The following is a 21,910-nucleotide window of genomic DNA, read 5'->3' on the forward strand; positions in this document are numbered from 1 at the left end:
GGGTACCTGGCTCTGGCGATCTGCGGTAAGCTTTCAGGATGAGCAGCTTCATTCCGTTTGATCGATCGCAGCCGTATCTTCTGCCGCCGGATCTGAAGTCATGGCTGCCGTCGGACGATGTGGCGCATTTCATCGTGGCGGCGGTAGAGCGGGTGCCGTTGAGGGCATTTTCCGTTCCTGTGCGGACTGGCGGCAAGGCGCAGTATCATCCGCGCCTGATGCTGGCGCTGCTGATTTACGCCTATGCGAACGGCGTGTTCTCATCGCGTCGGATCGAACGGGCGACATATCGTGATATCGGTATGCGCTTTGTGGCGGCGAACCTGCATCCTGACCATGACACGATCGCGACGTTCCGGCGCGGCAACCGCACGGCGATCGAGGCAGCGTTCATGCATGTACTCCTGCTGGCACGCGAGACGGGACTGGTGCGGCTTGGCACGGTGTCGATCGACGGCACGAAGATCGATGCCAATGCCTCGAAATACCGTTCCATTCGTTATGATCGCGCGAAAGAGCTGCGCGAGAAACTGGTTACCGATATCTCCACCCTGATGGAACGGGCAGAGGCGGTGGATACAACCGATGTGGATCATCAGGCGTTGCCGGAGGAACTGGCCCGGCGGGAGGCTCTGAAGGCAAAGCTGGATGAAGCCTGTGCGCGACTGGAGGCGGAAGCCCGCGAGCAGGCCAAGACCGCCCGACCAGAATATGAGCGCAAGAAGGCAGCTTTTGATGCGAAGCGGGGACGGCGCGGTCGGCCGCCGAAAGAACCGGACGATGAACCGCCACCAGACCGGCAGATCAACCTGACCGATCCGGACAGCAAGCTGATGCGCCGCTCCGACGCGCATGAATACCGGCAAGCCTACAATGCCCAGGCCGTGTCATATGGATGTGCCGAGGGCAGCCAGTTGATCTTGGAAAATGGCGTCGTTGCGACGACGGCGGACGCGCCCAGCTTCGCCGCCACCATCCTGGGTATGGAGGAGAGGATCGGCCTGCCACGAACCGTCCTCGCCGACACGGGTTTCGCCAGCGGCAAAGCCGTCGAAACGTTGCAGGCCAGCGGCGTGGACCCGCTGGTCGCCATCGGACGCCCTGTGAATCGGCGCCCTTATGACTTCCGGCCAGAACCGCCACCCAGGGAGCCGCGCCGGATCACCGAGCCCTGGCGCCTGGAAATGAAGGCCAGGCTGCAACAGAACCCGGCAAAAGCCCTTTACGCCTTACGCAAGCAGACCGTCGAACCGGTCTTCGGTATCATCAAGAGCGCCATGGGCTTCACCCGTTTCCATCTCCGTGGCCTCCCCAACGTCGCAACAGAATGGACGCTCGTCGCCCTCGCATATAATTGCCGTAGGATCACGCGACTGACGGCCGCATAAACGCCGTCGTCGCCATCACTCATCACTACGGCAGCGCCCAATCCGACAGCCTGCTAAGAGCGAAACACCAGGGACCACCGGCCGCCTACCCCGAATACGAACCGGGGCAGGCGGTTTTTCTACAGCACCGACAGGATCTGCTCGATCCGCGCCAGTTCGGCCTCGCTGAACGCAATGTTGCGCACGGCATCCAGCGTTTCGTCCAGTTGCGGCACGGTGCGCGCGCCCACGATGGCCGACGTGACCCGCGCATCGCGCAGGGTCCACGCAATGGCCATCTGCGCCAGGCTCTGCCCGCGTGCACGCGCCAGCCCGTCCAGGCCACGTATGGCATCGAGCAGCGCGGGCGTCAGCACCTCCGGGTCCAGATACCGGCTTCTGGCGGCACGGGATTCCGCCGGAACGCCATCCAGGTATTTGTCGGTCAGCAGTCCCTGCGCCAGGGGCGAGAAGACGACACACCCCGCGCCGACCTGTTCCAGCGCGGCAAACAGGTCCCGTTCGATCGCGCGGTTCAGCAGCGAATAGACAGGCTGATGCACCAGCAGCGGCACGCCCGCCTGGCGTAGCAGCGCCGCCGCCTGCAGCGTGCTGTCCGCGTCGTAGGACGAAATCCCGACATACAGCGCCTTGCCCTGGCGGTGCGCGTGGACCAGCGCGCCCACGGTTTCCTCCAGCGGGACATCGGGGGTCGGACGGTGGGAATAGAAAATATCCACGTACTCGAGCCCCATGCGCCCGAGGCTCTGGTCCAGCGAGGACAGCACATACTTGCGCGACCCGCCATTGCCGTACGGACCGGGCCACATGTCCCATCCCGCCTTTGTGGAAATGACCAGCTCGTCGCGATGCGCGCGGAAATCCCTTTTCAGGATCTCGCCAAAATTCCGTTCGGCCGAACCGTAGGGCGTGCCGTAATTGTTCGCGAGGTCGAAATGCGTCACGCCCCGGTCGAACGCACGCCGGATCACCGCGCGCCCCGTCGCGAACACATCGGTGTCCCCGAAATTATGCCACAGCCCCAGCGATATGGGGGGCAGGTCCAGGCCGGAACGCCCGCACCGCCTGAAGGATGCCGTGTCGTACCGGGCAGGAGAAGGAAACCAGTCCATAAAAACGCTATCCTGTCAAAACGATGAACACACATGACATCTGACGCCACACGGCGTCAGGCCACACACGGGGACACCCCGGAAGACGATCCGGCAGGCGGCGCGGAAGCCGCGTTCAGGGATATCCCGGCGGGAATTTCAGGCCCCGCGCCAGACGGTGCGGACCGGAAGGCGCGCTCCAGCCACCCCGGCCCCGCCCAGGCGCGCAGAACGCCCCATGCCGCCAGATAGGACAGGCTGCAGGCCCCCAGGACAAACGGCATGGGCACGAAGCCGGTCAGCCACAGCAGGGCCGCGCCACCCAGGTTGCCGCAGAACGCGCCAATGCCCATCACGCGCCCCACCAGGGCGGAGGGCGCCCATTCGGTCACGATCCCGAACAGGTTGGTCGAAAAAACCTGATGCGCCATCAGGCCCAGTGCAAAAGCCCGATTCCCGCAAGGCCCGTGTGGGTGGCATGGACGAACAGCATGGGCACGACGCACAGCGCCGCACCGCCCATGACCGTGCGCCGCGCCCGCTCGCGCGATCCCGCATGCGCCGGCAGCAGCGCCGGCAGCACCCCGCCGAGGACGGACCCCAGCCCGGCCCCGACATACACCGCGCCCGACGCGACGCCCACGCCGCGCAGCCCCAGGCCGAACTGCGTGTGCAGGATATCGGGCAGCCAGTACAGCAGCAGCCACCATGTCGCGTCCGACAGCACCTTGCACAGGGAAAACACCGCGACGAAGCGCCGCACATCCCCATGTGCGAGGCTACCTGCCTCGCTTCGGGACCCGTCCGTCCGCGCGGGTTGCGCGGCCCCATCCTCGCGGGCGGGCCGTGCCTTCGGCAGGCCGGCGCACCACAGCGCCGCCAGTACCAGCCCGGTCGCGCCCAGCCCCGCCACAAGCGCCTTCCACCCGACCCAGGGCAGCAACAGCCCCGCCAGGACGGGGGTGAGCACCGCCGCCACGTTGGGCACGGCGTTGACCATGCCGATCAACCGGCCCCGTTCGGCGCGCGGCACGGTGGTGGCCACGACCTTCATCACGCTGGGCATGCCCGCGCCCTCCAGCGCGCCCAGCGTCGCGCGCACCAGCACGAAGCCGCGCACCGACGTCACCACCGCATGCAGGACGGTCATCAGGCTCCAGCCCGCCAACGCGGTGCCCAGCACCCGGCGCGAGCCGAACCGGTCCACCAGCCAGCCCGAGACCAGCAGGCTGCCGGCGGAGGCGACCTGCGTCCAGAGCGAGATCCGGGCGTAATCGCGCGTGCTCCAGCCGAATGTCCGGTCCAGCACCGGCTTGATCAGGGCGATGATCTGCCGGTCCGCCGTGGACACCACGACGATCAGGCACAACACGATCAGCGTGGCAGGCGGAAATCCCGCCCGGAGCCTGAATGCACGGGCCATGATTCAGAATTCCTTGCGCAGGACGAAGCCGCCATACCGTCCGTAGTCGCGCGGCAGGAAATCCGCCGTGCCGCCCAGGACGCCATAGCTGATGTAGGACAGATAATGGGTGTTGATGGCATTGCGCATGACCAGCGAGAGCTGCAGCCTGAGCTTGCTGTCACGCAGGGTCGTGCTCATGTTCCAGATGCCGTAAGCCTTCTGCACCGTATCGGGCGTTTCGGTCAGCGCGAACTGCGTGCGGCTCTGCCAGGTGTAGTCGCTGTCCACCGAGACGGAGAAACGATCGTTCAGCGCGCGGGTGTAGTCGGCATTCAGCACGAATTTCCAGCGCGGGGCGAAGGGCAGCGGCTCGCCATTGACGTTGCACGATGCCGGCGCGCCGGCCGGGCAGTTGAACCGGTCCACCACGGCATAGTCGTAGGTGAGGTTTCCGCCCAGGGTCAGGTCGCGCAGGACATGCGCGGAAATATCGCCTTCCACACCCTTGGAGGAAACCGAGCCGGCATTGATCATGCGATAGACCGCGCCCCCGTTCACATTGTCGAGGAAATTGGCCTGGAAGTTTGAAAAATCCTCGATGAAGGCGGCAAAATTCGCGGTGATCCGACGGTGCCAGAACTGCGATTTCAACCCGATCTCGTACGTATTGTTCTGCTCGGGCCTGAGCACCTGCGCATCCGTGGCCTGCATGTTGAAAAACGTGTTGTACGCCGGACCCTTGTAGCCGTGGGAATAGGTGAAATACGCCTGCATGTCGGACAGGACGTCATATTGCAGTCCGATCCGGTCCACATAACCGTTCTGCGACGTGGAGCCGGTCGAGGCATAGGATGGGCGGATGCCCAGGACCGGATTGGCCGCCGTCGCGGTCGAGTTGCGCGCCATGTTGTACGCTAGGTCGTCACGCAGAAGGCGCAACCCCAGGATGCCGCGAAAGCGCTTCGTGAAGTTCAGGTTTCCTTCGGCGAAAACGGCATAGTTGTTGTTGGCTATGCCATAATGCGAAACGCCGTAGCCCGGGTTGGGCGTCGCGGGCGTGCCGACCAGCACGTCGCGGCTGTACACTTCCTGGTCCAGGCTGTGCAGGTAGTAGAACCCCGCGACATAGTCGAAGAAATGACCGCGCGGAGAGGCGACGCGCGCCTCTTCGGATGCCTGCCAGAAATTGAGCAGCCCATGATCATGGACATTGGTCACGCCCGCCGGCACGGAACCCAGACCGTCGTAATCCTGGTCCTGGACATTCTGCCAGCGGCGGTAGCCCGAAATGGATGTCAGCTTGTATCCGCCGGCGAATTCCCGGTCCAGGGTGATGGATGCCCCCCCTGAATGGTCCACGGAACGGCTCTGGATATTGTTGCTGACCTCGGTGTTGTTGCGCGAGGGCGTAATGCCTTCCGCCTTCAGGGCCGCCGCCAGCGTCGGATTGGACGTGGCCACGTTCGTGGGAAAGGCAATCTGCGAGGTCGAGGAATAGACCCCGCTCGGCACCAGGTCGTTCTGGTACATATAGTCCAGGCCCAACGTGACCTGCGTGCGATCATCCGGCGTCCATAGGAATTTCGAGCGCACGCCACGGTGTTCGTACCCGTTCACCATCGTGTTGCTGGCGATGTTGGTGACGTTGCCGTCAAACCCGCCGACCAGGAAATCAGCGTTCGCGATCAGCTTCGACGGCACCAGCGTGCCGGACACGCCGCCCGTCAGCCGATACTCGTTCCCCGAGAAATACGACCCTTCGGTATAGGCATGGAAATCCGCCGTCGGCCTGTCGGTCACGATATTGACCGCGCCGGCGGAGGCGTTTTTTCCGAACAGCGTGCCCTGCGGCCCGCGCATGACCTCCACCTGGCTCAAGCCCACGATATCGGTCGTGGCCATGCCCGGCCGCGCCAGCACCACCCCGTCGATCACGGTCGAGACCGATGGCTCCACCCCCGGCGACGTCGAAATGGTGCCGATCCCGCGTATGAAGATCGCCCTGTCCTTGGACGAGGCATTGGCGCGGAAGTTGGCCGAGGGAACGAATTCGAAAATTCCTTGCAAATCATGGACATTATCGCGCCGCGCCTGGCTTGCGGTATAGACCGAAGTCGCAACCGGGACCTTCTGCAGGGGTTCGCTGCGGCGGCGCACGCTGACCGTGACCTCCTCCGTCTTCACGGGCTGCGCGGTGCCGGAGCCGGAGCCGGCAGCAGCCTCCGGCCGGCCGTGAACCCCTACGGCACGCTTCTGCGGGGCGGTGCTTGCCGCGCCCGCATTCATGCTCAGGGCACAGCCCAGCGACGTCACGGACATACTCCAGACAATTCGGCGCAAACCAGGGGGCATGACTGACATCGATAATTTCACCATTAAAACGTGCATTTATGCAAATGCGATAACGAATCGTTTTATCCGGCACGGAAACACCACGTGTCAATGTTGTGAATCTGCGGTGATGCGATATATTAACGAATCAGTGGGGGGATTATAGCGCGAGCAGCCCTGGCGCCTCGCGGTATTTTTCCCTGTGGGTATCCCAGGATGCCATGCGCGACCGTTCGTTAAGTTATTCTTAAATATATAAATTACCGAATATGACGCATGCCGCCCTGGGCAACATTAATACATAATTTTTTCGTTGTTTATAGGAACCCGGTCCGATGTCTTTCCATCCGCAGCCCTCTCCAGCCCGCCCCACCCTGACCCGCCTGGGTGGAAATATCGGTGCCGAAATCCACGGGATCACGCTCTCGCCCGACCTGTCGGAGCAGGATGTCGCCTTTGTCTACAAGGCCATGCTCGAGTACAAGGTGATCTTCTTCCGCCAGCAGTCACTCGACAGCGCCGGTCAGGAACAGCTTGGCGCACGTTTCGGCACGCTGGTCGCTCATCCCACCGTGGCCAGCGCGAAGGGCACGAACCATATTTTCGAGCTCAAGGCGCAGAAGGGGCGGGCCGCCAACACCTGGCACGCCGACATGACGTTCATGGCCACCTACCCCAAGGCGTCCATCCTGCGCTCGGTCCATACCGCGCCCTATGGCGGGGCGACGCTGTGGGCCAATACCGCCACCGCGTACCAGGCCCTGCCCCAACCGTTGCAGGAACTGGCCGACAAGCTGTGGGCGATCCATACCAATGACGATTACGATCACACGGACCTTGTCGTGGAACGCGACTGGGACTTCATCCGCTGGTCGGCCAACGTGTTCGCCGCGCGCATCTTCGAAACCCGCCACCCTCTGGTGCGCGTCCATCCCGAGACAGGCGAAAAGAGCCTTATCCTGGGCAACTTCGTCAAACGGCTGGTGGACTTCAACCTGCCGGATTCCCGCGCGCTGCTGGACCTGTTCCTGTCCTACGTCACGCGGCCGGAAAACACGATCACATGGCACTGGCAGCCCGGCGACGTCGCGATGTGGGATAATCGCGCGGCCCTGCACCGTGCCATTGCCGATTTCGGCGATCATCCCCGCGAACTGCAACGGGTCACGCTGGTGGGCGATACGCCTGTCAGTGTCGATGGACGCAAAAGCGAGCAGATCATCGACGGCCAGCCCAATCCCCGCCTCCTGCTCGAAACGCCCTACCACTGGACGGCCCGCGCCGAGGCGTAACCCTCCGCTTCCTGCCAGGGTGCATGATCGAACCGTTCCGGACCGGGAGAACCGGCCGATTAGCCGTCCAAAAAGAAAAGGGGCGGTGCCGTCGCCGGCACCGCCCCCTTCTTTCGATCCCTGGCGGGAGCGATCAGCCCTCGGCGTTGCGGCGACGGATCGCGGCACCCAGGATGTCGCCCAGCGAGGCACCGCTGTCGGACGAGCCGTACTCGTTGATGGCCTGCTTGTCTTCCTCGACCTCGCGGCCGCGGATGGTCAGGGCCAGCTTGCGGGCCGCACGGTCCACCGAGACGATCTTCGCATCGACGCGCTCGCCCACGGCGAAACGCTCCGGACGCTGGTCGGCCTTGTCGCGGGCCAGTTCGGCGCGGCGGATGAAGCCGGTCAGCACGTCGTCGACCTTGACCTCGATGCCGTTCGACTGGACGGCGGTCACGATGCAGGTGACGACCGCACCCTTCTGCACCTTGCCCAGCGCGTCGGCGGCCGGATCTTCATGCAGCTGCTTGATGCCCAGCGAGATGCGTTCCTTCTCGACATCGACATCCAGCACCTTGGCCTGGACGACCTGACCCTTTTCGTAATGGGTCATGGCGACCTCGCCCGGCTCGTCCCACGACAGGTCGGACATGTGGACCATGCCGTCGATGTCCGCGGACAGGCCGATGAACAGGCCGAACTCGGTGATGTTGCGGATCTCGCCCTCGACCGTCGAGCCGATCTTGTGCTCTTCGGCGAACTGCTCCCACGGGTTGCGCTGCACCTGCTTCAGGCCCAGCGAGATACGGCGCTTGCCGCTGTCCACGTCCAGGACCATGACGTCGACTTCCTGCGAGGTCGCGACGATCTTGCCCGGATGGACGTTCTTCTTCGTCCAGGACATTTCGGAAACGTGCACCAGGCCCTCGACCCCCGGCTCCAGCTCGACGAACGCGCCGTAGTCGGTGATGTTGGTGACGCGACCGGAATAGCGGGCACCCGGCGGATACTTGATCGCCACGTTCTCCCACGGATCGGCCTCGAGCTGCTTCATGCCCAGCGAGATGCGCTGCGTGTCCGGGTTGAAGCGGATGACCTGCACGCGGACCGGCTGGCCGATCTGCAGGGCCTCGGACGGGTGGTTGATGCGCTTCCAGGCGATGTCGGTGACATGCAGCAGGCCGTCCACGCCGCCCAGGTCGACGAACGCACCGTAGTCGGTGATGTTCTTGACCACGCCGTCCAGGATCATGCCTTCCTTCAGGCCCTGGATCAGTTCGCTGCGCTGCTCGGCACGCGTCTCTTCCAGCACCGCGCGGCGCGAGACGACGATGTTGCCGCGGGCGCGGTCCATCTTCAGGATCTGGAACGGCTGCGGCACGCCCATCAGCGGGGTGACGTCGCGCACGGGGCGGATATCGACCTGGCTGCCCGGCAGGAAGGCCATGGCGCCGCCCAGATCGACGGTGAAGCCACCCTTCACGCGGCCATAGATCGTGCCGTTGACGCGCTGGTTGCCCTCGAACGCCTTTTCCAGGTTCGTCCAGGCTTCCTCGCGCCGCGCCTTCTCGCGCGACAGGACGATGGAGCCGTCACGATCCTCGTACCGCTCGACGAACAGTTCGATCACGTCGCCCGGCTTGACGTCGGGGCTGGCGCCCGGCGGGCCGAATTCCTTGAGCGCCACGCGCCCTTCGCTCTTGAGGCCGACATCGACGATGGCGAATTCGTCGGTCAGGCGCACGACGCGGCCGGTGACGACCGAACCGTCGAATGCGGTGTCGCGGCCCAGGGTCTCGTCAAGAAGGGTCGCGAAATCCTCGCCGCCGAAATGATCGGTGGAGGACTGTAAGGTGGCTGAAGCCATGAGGTACCTGTAAATCCCGTATCCGGACCGCGAGGCAGGCCGGACGTTCTTGCGCACCGCCACGTTTCGCTGCGGAACGACTTGCCCGGCTGTATCCGCGACCCTTGTCGCGGCATGCCTGACGGCCGATGATATCGACGCCGCCCCCACGCGTGCGGGGCCTAGCGCGTGCAAAGCACAGACACCCTCGACCCCCGGCCTGTCAACACAAACAAGCGCCCGGCGGCCCCCGCCGTGGCAAAAGAGCCTCACACCGTCGTGAGACGCCCGGTCCGGGAGCGGACGATCCGCAGGGCTTCGGCCAGGACCTCGTCCGCCGTCATCGCGTCGGTATCGATCAGCACCGCGTCGGGCGCGGCCCGCAGGGGGGCCACGGCGCGGCCGGCATCGGCGGCGTCGCGGGCCGCCAGTTCCGCCGCGACCCGGGCGATCTGCGCCGCGCGGTCCGGCGCGTCCAGGTCGGCGGCCATCTGTTCCCACCGCCGGCGGGCCCGCGCGGTGGGCGAGGCCGTGATGAACAGCTTGACCGGCGCATCGGGGAAAATGACGGTGCCGATGTCGCGCCCGTCCAGCACCCCGCCGCCGGCCCGGGCGAAATTGCGCTGCGTGTCGACCAGGATGGTCCGCACCGCCTGCTGCGACGCGACCAGGCTGGCCGCGCGATCGACCGCCGGCACCCGCAGATCGTCGCGTTCCAGGTCCGCCAGGGTGATCCGCCGCGCCTGGTCCTCGGCCGCGTCGGTCGCCGGGTCCAGCCCGGCATCCAGCATCCGCCGCCCCACCGCGCGATAGAGCAACCCGGTATCCAGATACGGCAGGCCCAGGGACTCGGCCAGGCGACGCGCCAGCGTGCCCTTGCCCGCGGCGGCCGGGCCGTCGATGGCGATGATCAGCGGAAGGCGGCTCATGGCGTCAGCGCCGCGCCGATCCCGTTCATCAGGTCGATGAAGCCCGGGAAGCTGGTGTCGATGAACGCGGTGTCGTCCACCCCGACCGGGGTCCTGGCGGCCAGGCCCAGCACGGTGGCGCTCATGGCCAGGCGGTGGTCCATCCGCGTTTCGACCACTCCGCCGCCGGGTATCGCCCCGCCGGTGCCGGTGACGATCATGTCGTCGCCCACGACCTCCACCTCCACGCCGTTGCGCTGCAGCAGCGCCACCGTCGCGGCCAGGCGGTCGCTTTCCTTGACCCGCAGTTCCTCCAGGCCGCGAAAGCGCGACCGGCCCGTGGCGTGGGCGGCGGCGACGGCCAGCACCGGGTATTCGTCGATCATCGACGGCGCGCGGTCGGCGGGAACGTCCACGCCGTGCAGCGGGCCCGCGACGGCCGTCAGGTCGCCCACCGGCTCGCCGCCCTCCACGCGCTCGTTCGACAGGCGCAGGTCGCCCCCCATCTCGCGCAGGGTGGTGAACAGGCCGGTGCGCAGCGGATTCAGCCCTACGCCGCGCACGGTCACGGACGACCCGGGTACCAGCAGCGCCGCCACCAGCACGAACGCGGCCGAAGACGGGTCGCCCGGCACCACCACGTCACGCGCCACCAGGTCGGGCCGCCCGACCAGGGTGATGGTGCGGCCGCCGGCGCCCAGCGCCTCCACCGTCACCTCGGCGCCGAAATGGCGCAGCATGTTTTCGGTATGGTCGCGGGTGGCCACCGGTTCCTCGACCCGGGTGGTGCCGGCGGCGTTCAGCCCGGCCAGCAGCACGGCGGATTTCACCTGCGCCGAGGCGACCGGCAGGCGATAGGACAGCGGCGCGGGATCGGCGACACCGTTGATGGCCAGCGGCAGGCGCCCGCCCGCCCGCGACAGGAAGGTGGCCCCCGTGGCGGCCAGCGGGTCCGTCACCCGCTTCATCGGCCGGCCGCGCAGGCTGGCGTCCCCCGTCATCACCGAAAAAATGCCATGGCTGGCCAGGATGCCGGACAGCAGGCGCGCGGCGGTGCCCGAATTGCCCATGTCCAGCACGTCGGCCGGTTCCTGCAACGTGCCCAGCCCCCGGCCCGTCACGTGCCATGCGCCGGGACCGGTGCGCGTGACCACGGCGCCCAGCGCCCGCATGGCGTCGGCGGTGCGCAGCACGTCCTCGCCTTCCAGCAGGCCGGAAATCCGGGTTTCGCCGCGCGCCAGGGCCGCGAACATCAGCGCGCGATGGCTGATCGACTTGTCGCCCGGCACCGCGACGGAACCGGAAAGGGGGGCGGCGGCCGCACGGACGGTCAGCGGGCGCGGGGCAAGGGCGTGCACGGTATCCATGGGGTCATTCCCTTCCGGATTGTTGGCGATGAAGTCAATCGCCATCGCGCGCCAACGCGGCAAAAAAAGCGGCGGGACGATCCCGGGGGGCACGATCGCGGTTTGACAGCCGGCGCGCAAGCTGGCATGGGGCTGCGCCCTGTGCCGCTCTTTCGCCGCAGCTTTTGTCCAACACCATTCAGGATCGACAGGTTCAAGATGGCCCAGCCCACTCTCGGCACCAAGCGCGTCTGTGTCTCCTGCAGCGCCCGTTTCTATGATCTGAACAAGAGCCCGGTGATCTGCCCCAAGTGCGGCACCGAGCAGCCGGCGGACGTGCCCCGCCTGCGCCGCGCCCCCGACGTCGTGCCCGATACCCAGAAGCCTGCGAAGGGCGAAGACGACATCGACAATGCCGTCGAACTGGATGACGAGGATGCCGGCGACGACGACGTCATGGAAGACACGTCCGACCTGGACGACGACGATGACGAGATCAGCGCCGATATCGATGTCAGCACCGACTCGGACGAAAACGACCACTAGCCAGTCCATAAACGCGACCTGGCGGCGATCCATCGCGCGTTTCCTGTGCTCCGGTGCTCGCGGCCATCAAGGCCGCTCCGGTGCTCGGAAACACGCGACGGCCGTGCCGCTTCGCGGCACTCTCGCTCACCAGATCCCGTTCCTGAACTGGCTGACTCTTCTTTAATGGCTTACGCCGCCGGGCGGCGGCGTTCTATTTCCACGCCCACGGCGTCCAGGTCGTCGAAGATATCCAGTTTTTCGACCCGCACCCGCACGACGATCACGCGATCGTCGGTCAGGACGCCGATGGCGATCCGTTCGGCCAGGGTCTCGACCAGGCGCACGTGGCCCTCGGCGATGATCCGGCGCACCATCAGCACGATTCGCTCATAGGACACGGTGCGGCTCAGATCGTCCCGGCCGACGGTCAGGCCCGGTTCGTCCTCCACGCCGAACGAGATATTGACCCGTATGCGCTGGGTCACGCCCTGTTCGTGCGGATAGATGCCGATATTGGCATGCAGCACCATGTCCTTGAGGAACACGCGGCGCAGCGGCGGCTGTTCCGGCCAGGCGGCGAAAATGGACATCGGGTCGGCCTCTATTCTTCCAGGATCTGGCCGGCGGGCGGGGCCGGCGACCATTGCATGTGCTGCCCGCCATCGAGCGCCAGCATCTGCCCCGTCACCGACGGCAGGCACAGCAGCGACAGGGCGGCGCGGGCGACCTCCTCGGGATTCGTCCCATGGCCCAGCGGCACCGAGGCGCATTGCCGCGCGAACTGCGCCTGCGTCTGGCGCGGGCTGGGCAGCGCCGGGCCGGGGCCGATGGCGTTCACCCGGATGCGCCGCGGCGCCAGGGCCAGCGCCATGCTGCGCGTCAACGTCCATAACGCGGATTTCGACACGGTGTAGCTGACGAAATGCGGCGTCAGAGACCAGACGCGCTCGTCCAGCATGTTCAGCACCATGCCTTCGGCGCCCTGGGGCAGGTGGCGGGCGAAATCCTGCATCAGCACGAAGGGCGCGCGCAGGTTGGGCTCCAGATGCGCGTCCCACCCCGCGCGGGTCGCATCGTTCCATTCGTCACGCTCGAACGTGCTGGCATTGTTCACCAGCACGCCGACCGGCCCCAGTTCGTCGCGCACCCGCGCCAGAAGCGACATCACCTGGGATTCGTCCGCCAGGTCGGCCGCCAGCATGCAGGCGCGCTGCCGCCGGGCCGAAATCTCCTCCACGGTGCGGCGCGCCTCGTCCGGGCCGGAGCGGTAATGGATGGCGACCGAAAACCCGGCATCGGCCAGCGCCAGGGCCATGGCCCGCCCCAGACGAACCGCGCCCCCGGTGACGAAGGCAACGCGCGGAATCGCAGCGGGAATCGGCCACATCGTCATTCACCCCCAGATTTTTAAGCAGGTCGTCTCGCCATGAGGGCTGCGGCCAGCGTGCCGTCGTCCAGCACGTCCAGCGCGCCGCCCATCGGCACCCCCTGCCCGACCCGGCTGACCGGCACGTCGAAGGCGGCCAGCCGGTCCTGCAGCCAGTGCGCCGTGGTGGCGCCATCGACCGTGGCGCCCAGCGCCAGGATGATTTCGCGCACCCCGCCCTGTTCGATCCGCGCCAGCAGCGACGCCACGTTCAGATCATCCGGCCCCATGCCCGCCAGGGCCGAGAGCGTGCCGCCCAGCACCTGATAGACGCCGCGATGCACGCCGGCGCGTTCCAGCGCCCACAGATCCCCCACCGTCTCGACCACGCAGACCAGGCCGCGATCGCGGCCGGGATCGGCGCAGATGGTGCAGGGATCATGCGTATCTAGGTTGCCGCAGGACGAACAGGTGCGCACCGACCGCGCCGCCTGCTCCATCGCCTGGGCCAGCGGCAGCATCCGCGCCTGGGGCTGGCGCAGCAGCGCCAGCGCCGCACGGCGGGCCGAACGCGGACCCAGGCCCGGCAGGCGCGCCAGCAGCGCGATCAGCCGTTCGATGTCCGTGCCGCCCATCCGGTCAGCCTCCAGTTCGATTCAGAACGGGAATTTGAGACCCGCCGGCAGGTTCATGCCGCCCGTGACCTTCTTCATTTCCTCGGACGCGCGTTCGTCCAGCAGCTTGCGCGCGTCGGCGCACGCCGCGACGATCAGGTCCTGCAGCATTTCCATCTCGGCCGGATCGGCCAGCTTGGGGTCGATCTTCACGGCCTTCATGTCGCCCTTGCCGTTCAGGGTGACATGCACCATGCCAGCCCCGGCGCTGCCTTCGATCGTCATGCCTTCCAGCTTGGACTGCATTTCTTCCATGCGCGCCTGCATCTGGGTGGCCTGTTTCATCAGCCCGGCAAGATTCTTCATCGGTGTCGTCTCCTCACCTGTCGTCGTTCACGTCCAAATCGTCCTCATCCACCAGTTCGGCATCGAGGGGCGCGAATTCCAGATCCGGCGCCAGTACGACGGATGCCGCCTCTTCGGGCGGAAGACCGTAATCGTCAAGCGAATGATCGGTCACGGCCCCCAGAATCGCATCCGGAAAGCGCGCGAAAATCGCCCGCACCAGGGGATGGGCCTCGGCCGCCGCGCGATGGAACTGGATGATCTCGGCACCCTGTTCCGCCAGGGTCGGCTGCCCGGCCTCGGTCGAGGCGCGGACCTCCCACGCCTGGCCGGTCTCGCGCCGCAGCAGGGTTTCCAGCCGCCGCGTCAGGCCCGGCAGGCCGGCGCGGTCCACCCGGATCGCGATCCGCGGGGGGGCGAATTCCACCAGGTGGGTGGAATGGCGCAGATGGCCGTGCAGCATGGCATCGCGCCCGGACACGAAGGCCACGACCTCGCGCCACGTCGTCAGCGCCGCCGCGTCCGGCTCCGGTTCGGGCGCGGGTTCGACGGGCACCGGTTCAGGCGCCGGCTCGGCCACCGGGTCGGCGATCCGCACGCCGCCATTGGCGACCATCCGCAAGCCGCCATGGGCCATGACCTGCCCGCCGGAGACCGGGTTTCCGGATACCGGGCGGCCCGGAACGGAAAGGCCCGATGCCGAAGTGCCCTGCGACGTTCCCTGCGCGGGGCCACCGGACAGCGCGCCCGATCCGCTGCCCCCGGTTTCCCCGCCCTCCGTCAGGCGCCGCACCAGGTCGCCCGGCGGCGGCAGGTCGGCCACGTAGCACAGGCGGATCAGGATCATCTCGGCGGCCTCGCGCCGGTCGGGGGCCATTTCGACCTCCGACAGGCCCTTCAGCAGCATCTGCCACGTCCGCCCCAGCACCGGCACCGACAGCCGGTCGGCCAGGGCGCCGCCACGCTCGCGCTCGGCTTCCGGCAGGTCGGCCGACTGGCGCAGCGCCGGCACCGCCTTCAGCCGCGACACGGTATGGACCAGTTCCAGCACGTCCCCCAGCATGACGCCCAGGTCGGCGCCGCGCGCGTGGGCCTCGTCGGTGATGGCCAGCGCGCGGTCCGGCTGGCCGGCCAGCACGGCTTCCAGCAGGTCGAATACCCGCCCGCGGTCCGCCAGGCCCAGCATGTCGGCCACGCGTTCCGCGCCGATCGGCGCCGCGCCATCCCCCTCGACGCTGCCTTGGGCGATCGCCTGGTCCAGCAGCGACAGCCCGTCGCGCACCGATCCGTCCGCCGCCCGGGCGATCAGCGCCAGCGCGTCGGGCGTGCATTCCGCGCCCTCGGCCCGGGCGATGCGCCCGAAATGGGCGGCCAGGTCGGATTGCGGCACCCGGCGCAGGTCGAATCGCTGGCAGCGCGACAGCACCGTCACCGGCACCTTGCGCAGTTCCGTGGTGGCGAAGACGAACGTCACCTGGGCCGGCGGTTCCTCCAGCGTCTTGAGCAACGCGTTGAACGCGTTGCGCGACAGCATGTGGACCTCGTCGATGATGAAGACCTTCATGCGCCCCTGCATCGGGCGGAAGCGCGTGGCCTCGATGATTTCGCGCACGTCGTCCACGCCGGTGCGCGAGGCCGCGTCCATTTCCAGCACGTCCGGGTGGCGGTCTGCCAGGATCGCGACGCAGTTGGCGCACACCCCGCACGGGTCGGCGGTGGGGCCGCCGGTGCCGTCCGGCCCGACGCAGTTCAGCGCCCGGGCGATGATGCGCGCCGTCGTCGTCTTGCCCACCCCGCGCACGCCGGTCAGCATGAAGGCATGCGCCACCCGGCCCAGCGCGAAGGCGTTGCGCAGGATGCGGACGGTCGAATCCTGGCCGATCAGGTCGTCCAGGGTCGTCGGGCGGTATTTGCGCGCCAGCACGCGATACGGTTTCGCGGCCCCAGAAGCGCCCCCAGAAGCGGCCACCGGGGCTACGAGGGGGGCGGGCGGCGGCGCAGCGGGAGAAGGCGAGTCGCCGAACAGGCCGGGCCCGTCATCGGGCGGCACGGGCAGACCCGAATCCTCGGATTGGTCCTGGTCCGAAGACACGGTCATCACGGCTTCCGGGCTGGGAACGGCGCCATTCCCCCGATGGAGGGGCCCCTGGTGGAAGGTCCCCGGGCGGCGCGATCGAACAGGAAAGTCCCGGGGTGGGAGACCGGACAGATAACCCGGGCGAAACTCACTGCGGCTGCTTCCTTCCGGACCTGACCGGGTTGGCAAGGCGCTCGTCCATCGCCGATCTCCCGGCGCCTTCTTAACACGCAACCGGGTGTCGGGCACAAGAGGGTAGAAACGAGATTGGGAGTCCGGCGATGACGATGACCCCTTACAGGCCCGGCCGGAACGGTGGGAATTTCTATTCCGGCAGCCCGGTGGACCGCGCCGCGCAGGATCGCGCCGACGCCGCCCGCATCGCATCGTATCTGGCTTGCGGGGACACGCTGCTGGTCCCGTGCTGGCACGGCCGGCACCTGATCGTGCAGGATGGGGACGATTCGGCGCGGATCGAACTGCCGGCGCGGCGCTCGGCGCTGCTGACGCCGGAGATCCTGGACCGGTCGAACTGGGTCTTCCTCGGCTATCTGGACGGACGCCCGCTGTTCGTCGTGGATCTGAGCCTGCTGGACCAGCCGGAACTGGTGTTTCCCCACGCACGCGGCACGTTCCGCGAACTGCGCCCCCTCGCCGGCCTGCTGCCGCCGGACGAGGCCGCGATCCTGGCCCAGGCGCGCGGCATGGTGCACTGGCGCGCGCACAGCCGGTTCTGCGGCACCTGCGGCGCGCCGAACCGGCCGGACCAGGCCGGGCACCGGCTTGCCTGCACCACCGAGCCCACGCACCTGCATTTTCCGCGCACCGACCCGGTGGTGATCATGCTGGTCCAGCGGCAGGACCGGGTGCTGCTGGCGCGCGGCACCCGCTTCGGCACCGAAAGCCGCACCCTGTCGGCGCTGGCGGGCTTCGTCGAACCGGGCGAGACGCCCGAGGAAGCCGTGGCCCGCGAGGTCATGGAGGAAGTCGGACTCCCGGTGGACACCATCCGCTATCATTCGGCCCAGCCCTGGCCGTATCCGGGAACCCTGATGCTGGCCTTCACCGCCATCGCCCACACCGATGCGCTGCATCTGGACCCTGAGGAAATCGTGGAAGCCCGGTGGCTGACCCGCGACGATGTGCGCAACCATGCCGCACTGGGTTTCACCCTGCCCGGGCCGACGACCATCGCCCGGCGGATGATCGACGACTGGCTGGAATAGGGCCTACTCCCCGACGGCTGCCCCCCCGGCATGGCGCCGGTCGAACCCGCCATAATAGCGCGCCCCGCCCGTCGCGGCCGCACCCAGGCGCGGGCCGCCGACCAGGATGCCCTCGGCGACGCCCCAGGGGGCATGGGGCGCGATCTTGTAGCCTTCCTGCGTCAGGGTCGCGGCCACCGCGTCCGACAGCGCGCCCTTCTCGACCTCGACCGGTTCGGGCTGCCATTGTTCGTGGATGCGCGGCAGGTCGACCGCCTGCTGGATGTCCAGCCCGTAATCGACCACGCCCAGGATCACCGACAGCACGATGGTCGGAATCCGCGACCCACCGGGGCTGCCGATGACCATCACCGCCTTGCCGTCGCGCGACAGGATGGTGGGCGACATCGACGACAGCGGCGTCTTGCCCGGCGCGACGGCGTTGGCGGCGCTGCCGACGATGCCAAACATGTTGGGAACGCCCGGCCGGGACGAGAAATCGTCCATTTCGTCATTCATGAAGATGCCGGTGTTCCCGCCCATGACCTTGGCGCCGAACCAGCCGTTCAGCGTATAGGTGACGGACACCGCCAGCCCCTTGCCGTCGATGACCGAGAACTGGGTCGTCTCGTGCTTTTCCGGCTGGGCCTCGCCCGGGCGCAGGTCGGCCGAGGGCACGGCCCGGTCGGTCGGGATCGCGTCGCGCACCTGCCGCGCATAGGACGGATCGACCAGATGCTGCACCGGATTCCGCACGAAGGCCGGATCGCCCAGGTCCTGCCGGTCGGCATAGGCGTGGCGCATCGCCTCGACCTCGCGCTGGACCGCCGGGGCGGTGTGCAGCCCCAGCGCGTGCATGTCGTACCCGGACAGGATGTTCAGCATCTCGCACAGCGCCACGCCGCCGCCGCTGGGCGGCGGGGCGGTATCGATGCGATAGCCGCGATACGAACAGGTCAGCGGCGCCATGACGCGCGGCGCGTAGCGGCGCAGGTCGTCGGTCCGCAGGATGCCGCCCCCCGCCTGGCTGGCCTGCGCGATCTGCGCGGCGATGGGGCCACGATAGAACGCCGCGGCACCGTCACGCGCGATCAGGGCCAGGCTTTTTGCCAGGTCCGCCTGCACCAGCCGGTCCCCGACCTGGAGCGGCGTGCCGTCGGGACGCAGGAAGATTTTGCGGGCCTGGGGGTCGCGCGCGAAATCGGCGGTCGAGGTGTCCAGCAACTGCACGTCCCCCTCCGCCAGCACGAAGCCGTCCCGTGCCAGGGCGATCGCCGGGGCCATGACCTGCTGCCGCGTCAGGTGCCCCCAGCGCCGCAGGACCAGGTCCATGCCCGCCACGGTGCCGGGAACGCCCACGGCCTTCCATCCCACGATCGACAGGTTGGGAATGACCGCGCCCTTGGCATCCTGGAACATGGTGGCGGTCGCGGCCTGCGGCGCGTGTTCGCGGAAATCGATGAACACGGCATGTCCGTCGGGCGTCCGCAGCGTCATGAAGCCCCCGCCGCCGATATTGCCGGCCGCCGGATAGACGACGGCCAGCGCATAGGCCACCGCGACCGCCGCATCCGCCGCGTTGCCGCCCTGGGCCAGGATGCGGGCCCCGACTTCGGAGGCCAGGTGCTGCGCCGACACCACCATGCCGTGCGCGCCCGCCGCCGGCGGCAGCGGCGCCTGCATGGTCCCCTCGCCACCGAAGGTCAGCACATCCCCCTGCACCGCCGGCCCCTGCACCGCCGGTGCCGATCCGGCCGGCGCGGCCATGCCGGGCGTCGCCATGCCCGCCAGCATCGAACCCGCCAGCATGATCGCCGCACAGCGCCGTCGCACAGGGAAATACCGCATTATCAATCCTTCAATGGGGGCTTTGGAGACCTATCTTCCGCAGCCCGCATCGGATTGGCAACGCCGGATCGCCTTCGGCGCGTTTTTACGGACGCTCCATGCCCGCGGGCGAGTGGGTGAAGACTTCGCACCCGTCCTCGGTCACGCCCAGCATGTGTTCGAACTGGGCCGAGAGCGAGCGGTCGCGCGTCACGGCTGTCCAGCCGTCATCCAGCACCTTCACGTCCGGCCGGCCGCCATTGAGCATCGGCTCGATGGTGAAGAACATGCCCGGGCGCAGCACCAGCCCCTGCCCGGGGCGGCCGTAATGCAGCACGTTCGGCGCGGCGTGGAAGGTGCGGCCGATGCCGTGGCCGCAGAAATCGCGAACCACCGAAAACCGGTGCGATTCGGCATAGGTCTGGATCGCGTGCCCGATATCGCCCAGCGTCTTGCCCGGCGCCACCTGGCCGATTCCCAGCATCAGCGCCTTGTAGGTCGCATCGATCAGCTTCTCGGCCTTCCGCGAGACCGGACCCACCGTATACATGCGGCTGGTATCGCCGAACCAGCCGTCCAGGATCACGGTCACGTCGATGTTCAGGATATCGCCGTCCTGCAACTGGCGCTCGCCCGGGATGCCGTGACAGACGACGTGGTTGAGCGAGATGCAGCTCGACTTCGGATAGCCGCGATAGCCCAGCGTGGCGGGCGTCGCCCCGTGATCAAGCATGAAATCATGGATCAGCTTGTCCAGCGCCTCGGTCGTGACCCCGGCGCGGACATGCGGCGCGATCATGTCCAGGGTGCGCGCCGCCAACTGTCCTGCCGCACGCATCCCGGCGAAATCCTCGGCCGTATGCAGAATGACGCGCCGTGCGTCCGTGTCACCGTCCATGTCGATGCCCCCTCGCTCTCCCAGTCCAGCCGCAGAACGGCATCACCAGGGGGGATAAATGCGCGGCGCGCTCCGTCAAGGCAAGGGCGATGGTCCAATGATCCTGTCAACCGAGCCTGCCCGAGGCTGTTTCAAAAGCCCTGATACCGGGCGAGAGCGGCCTTACGGGCCGTGAGCATCGGAGCACAGGAAACGCGCGTCGGATCGCCGGCAGCAGGGTTTTTGAAACAGCCTCAGCCCTGGTTGTGTCCACGACGACGGTGCGCGACATGACCGGCCGCGACCATATGGACATGCGCCGGAACACGGGCGTGCGCATGTCGCGCCACGCCATGGCGGCGGGGGGCCACGGGCGCTTCGGCCACCTGTTCGGGGCCCGCATTGGCCGCCCGCGCGGCCGCGGCCAGCATGATCGCCGCCCGGCCGCGATGCCCGCGCGCCAGCACCAGCGGACGGCGCACGTCCGCCACCCCTTCCTGGCGGAACCCGTCATCCAGGATGCTGGCCATGACGGCGCTGCGCTGCGGGTTGGTCCGCGCGCCCAGCACCACGCCGATCAGGCGCACGTTCTCGCGAATCGCGGACGTGACCAGGTTGCGGCCGGCATCGGTCGTGTATCCGGTCTTCAGCCCGTCCGCCCCCGGATAGATCCGCAGCATCGGGTCGTGGTTGGGCACCTGCCGCCCGTGGAAATAGAAGGCCGGGACCGAGAAATAATGATAATAATCCGGGAATTCGGTGATGATCTGCCGCGTCAGCAGCGCCAGGTCGCGCGCCGATGTCACCTGCTCGTCATTCGGCAGGCCGGACGCGTTGCGGAAGGTGGTCCTGGTCATCCCCAGCGCCCGGGCCTGACGGGTCATCAGGTCGGCGAACCGGCCCTCATCCCCGCCGCCCATCAGTTCGCCCAGGGCGCAGGCCGCGTCGTTGGCCGACTTGGTCACCAGCCCCAGCACCGCCTGTTCGACCGTCAGGTAGCTGCCCGGCATCAGGCCCAGCTTCGACGGTTCCATCGATGCGGAATGGGCCGACACGGGCACCGACTGGTCCAGCGTGATCTGGCCGGCATGCAGGGCCTTGAACGCCAGGTACAGCGTCATAAGTTTGGTCAGGCTGGCGGGAAACCGCTGCAGGTCGGGATTGGATTGCGACAGGATCGCCCCGGTGCGGGCGTCCATGACGATCGAGCTGATCTGGCCGACATACTGGGCATGGGCCCGGGGCACGAAGCCCGCCATGACGGCGGCGCACCCCACCGACAGGGCGAAGGACAGGCGCAGCACCTTCCCGCGCCCCGATGCCGCGACATGACGCAGTCGGGCGAACCATCCCCGCCCGGCGTCCATCCCCCGCCTGTCCGTCCATGAGCCGTCGGCCAACGCCCGTTCCCCCGTCACAGGATCCGCATCATATTCGGCGACTTTATGGTCATTTTCCGGAACCCGTCCAGAGCAAAGAACG

General features: G+C 67.5%; 19 protein-coding genes and 1 other RNA gene. 4 read left to right on the forward strand and 16 right to left on the reverse strand.

Annotated elements, in window-relative coordinates; translation table 11 throughout:
• Window positions 1-38 precede the first annotated feature (38 nt).
• Entirely contained in the window at window positions 39-1,388 is a 1,350-nt protein-coding gene (locus tag GDI_RS16370; RefSeq protein WP_012228059.1) for an IS1182-like element ISGdi13 family transposase, read from the forward strand.
• 119 nt (window positions 1,389-1,507) lie between these two features.
• Here the strand turns inward: GDI_RS16370 and GDI_RS16375 are convergent, their stop codons facing one another.
• The 4 genes from GDI_RS16375 to GDI_RS16385 are packed head-to-tail and all read right to left on the reverse strand — an operon-like array spanning window position 1,508 to window position 6,203.
• Window positions 1,508-2,500 carry an aldo/keto reductase gene (locus GDI_RS16375; protein WP_012228060.1) on the reverse strand — a complete coding sequence of 331 codons (993 nt, stop codon included), beginning with the start codon at window positions 2,498-2,500 and terminating at the stop codon, window positions 1,508-1,510.
• 56 nt (window positions 2,501-2,556) lie between these two features.
• Window positions 2,557-2,910, reverse strand: coding sequence for a hypothetical protein (locus GDI_RS18660; RefSeq protein WP_012228061.1), 354 nt, complete (start codon window positions 2,908-2,910; stop codon window positions 2,557-2,559).
• Window positions 2,910-3,902 carry an MFS transporter gene (locus tag GDI_RS16380; RefSeq protein ID WP_012228062.1) on the reverse strand — a complete coding sequence of 331 codons (993 nt, stop codon included), beginning with the start codon at window positions 3,900-3,902 and terminating at the stop codon, window positions 2,910-2,912. The genes GDI_RS18660 and GDI_RS16380 overlap by 1 nt, the downstream gene beginning before the upstream one ends.
• Before the next feature lie 3 nt (window positions 3,903-3,905).
• Entirely contained in the window at window positions 3,906-6,203 is a 2,298-nt protein-coding gene (locus GDI_RS16385) for a TonB-dependent receptor (RefSeq protein WP_408735203.1), read from the reverse strand.
• A gap of 347 nt (window positions 6,204-6,550) precedes the next feature.
• Here GDI_RS16385 and GDI_RS16390 point away from each other — a divergent pair, with 347 nt between their 5' ends.
• Window positions 6,551-7,507, forward strand: a complete 957-nt coding sequence (locus GDI_RS16390; protein ID WP_012228066.1) for a TauD/TfdA dioxygenase family protein — start codon at window positions 6,551-6,553, stop codon at window positions 7,505-7,507.
• Window positions 7,508-7,640: 133 nt separating this feature from the next.
• Here GDI_RS16390 and rpsA read toward each other — a convergent pair whose 3' ends face one another.
• The 3 genes from rpsA to aroA all read right to left on the reverse strand — a co-directional run bounded on the left by rpsA (window position 7,641) and on the right by aroA (window position 11,610).
• Entirely contained in the window at window positions 7,641-9,356 is a 1,716-nt protein-coding gene (gene rpsA / locus GDI_RS16395) for a 30S ribosomal protein S1 (RefSeq protein WP_012228068.1), read from the reverse strand.
• 248 nt (window positions 9,357-9,604) lie between these two features.
• Window positions 9,605-10,264, reverse strand: coding sequence for a (d)CMP kinase (cmk, locus tag GDI_RS16400; RefSeq protein ID WP_012228070.1), 660 nt, complete (start codon window positions 10,262-10,264; stop codon window positions 9,605-9,607).
• Window positions 10,261-11,610, reverse strand: coding sequence for a 3-phosphoshikimate 1-carboxyvinyltransferase (gene aroA / locus GDI_RS16405; protein WP_012228072.1), 1,350 nt, complete (start codon window positions 11,608-11,610; stop codon window positions 10,261-10,263). The genes cmk and aroA overlap by 4 nt, the downstream gene beginning before the upstream one ends.
• 198 nt (window positions 11,611-11,808) lie before the next feature.
• Between aroA and GDI_RS16410 the strand changes: the two genes are divergently transcribed.
• Window positions 11,809-12,135, forward strand: coding sequence for a TIGR02300 family protein (locus tag GDI_RS16410; RefSeq protein WP_012554665.1), 327 nt, complete (start codon window positions 11,809-11,811; stop codon window positions 12,133-12,135).
• 170 nt (window positions 12,136-12,305) lie between these two features.
• Here GDI_RS16410 and folB read toward each other — a convergent pair whose 3' ends face one another.
• The 6 genes from folB to ffs all read right to left on the reverse strand — a co-directional run bounded on the left by folB (window position 12,306) and on the right by ffs (window position 16,732).
• On the reverse strand, window positions 12,306-12,707 hold the full coding sequence (gene folB, locus GDI_RS16415) for a dihydroneopterin aldolase (RefSeq protein WP_012228076.1): 402 nt from the start codon (window positions 12,705-12,707) through the stop codon (window positions 12,306-12,308).
• Between the two features lie 11 nt (window positions 12,708-12,718).
• Complete coding sequence (locus GDI_RS16420) at window positions 12,719-13,510, reverse strand: SDR family oxidoreductase (RefSeq protein WP_012228079.1); 792 nt, start codon at window positions 13,508-13,510, stop codon at window positions 12,719-12,721.
• A 14-nt stretch (window positions 13,511-13,524) separates the two neighbouring features.
• On the reverse strand, window positions 13,525-14,118 hold the full coding sequence (gene recR / locus GDI_RS16425) for a recombination mediator RecR (RefSeq protein WP_012228086.1): 594 nt from the start codon (window positions 14,116-14,118) through the stop codon (window positions 13,525-13,527).
• Window positions 14,119-14,139: 21 nt separating this feature from the next.
• On the reverse strand, window positions 14,140-14,463 hold the full coding sequence (locus GDI_RS16430) for a YbaB/EbfC family nucleoid-associated protein (protein ID WP_012228088.1): 324 nt from the start codon (window positions 14,461-14,463) through the stop codon (window positions 14,140-14,142).
• A 13-nt stretch (window positions 14,464-14,476) separates the two neighbouring features.
• Entirely contained in the window at window positions 14,477-16,540 is a 2,064-nt protein-coding gene (locus GDI_RS16435; RefSeq protein ID WP_012554663.1) for a DNA polymerase III subunit gamma/tau, read from the reverse strand.
• A 95-nt stretch (window positions 16,541-16,635) separates the two neighbouring features.
• Window positions 16,636-16,732, reverse strand: an RNA gene (gene ffs, locus GDI_RS19340) — signal recognition particle sRNA small type.
• Window positions 16,733-16,800: 68 nt separating this feature from the next.
• Between ffs and nudC the strand changes: the two genes are divergently transcribed.
• Window positions 16,801-17,745 carry an NAD(+) diphosphatase gene (gene nudC, locus GDI_RS16440; RefSeq protein ID WP_012228093.1) on the forward strand — a complete coding sequence of 315 codons (945 nt, stop codon included), beginning with the start codon at window positions 16,801-16,803 and terminating at the stop codon, window positions 17,743-17,745.
• A gap of 3 nt (window positions 17,746-17,748) precedes the next feature.
• On the opposite strand, the gene ggt is transcribed toward nudC, so the two are convergent.
• The 3 genes from ggt to GDI_RS16455 all read right to left on the reverse strand — a co-directional run bounded on the left by ggt (window position 17,749) and on the right by GDI_RS16455 (window position 21,795).
• On the reverse strand, window positions 17,749-19,572 hold the full coding sequence (ggt, locus tag GDI_RS16445) for a gamma-glutamyltransferase (RefSeq protein ID WP_041249539.1): 1,824 nt from the start codon (window positions 19,570-19,572) through the stop codon (window positions 17,749-17,751).
• An 85-nt stretch (window positions 19,573-19,657) separates the two neighbouring features.
• Window positions 19,658-20,449, reverse strand: coding sequence for a type I methionyl aminopeptidase (gene map, locus GDI_RS16450; protein WP_012228097.1), 792 nt, complete (start codon window positions 20,447-20,449; stop codon window positions 19,658-19,660).
• Window positions 20,450-20,682: 233 nt separating this feature from the next.
• Window positions 20,683-21,795 (reverse strand): D-alanyl-D-alanine carboxypeptidase family protein, encoded by a 1,113-nt coding sequence (locus GDI_RS16455; protein ID WP_050935146.1) that lies wholly within the window; start codon window positions 21,793-21,795, stop codon window positions 20,683-20,685.
• Between the last annotated feature and the right edge of the window lie 115 nt (window positions 21,796-21,910).

Source organism: Gluconacetobacter diazotrophicus PA1 5, assembly GCF_000067045.1.
Taxonomy (GTDB): Bacteria; Pseudomonadota; Alphaproteobacteria; order Acetobacterales; family Acetobacteraceae; genus Gluconacetobacter; species Gluconacetobacter diazotrophicus.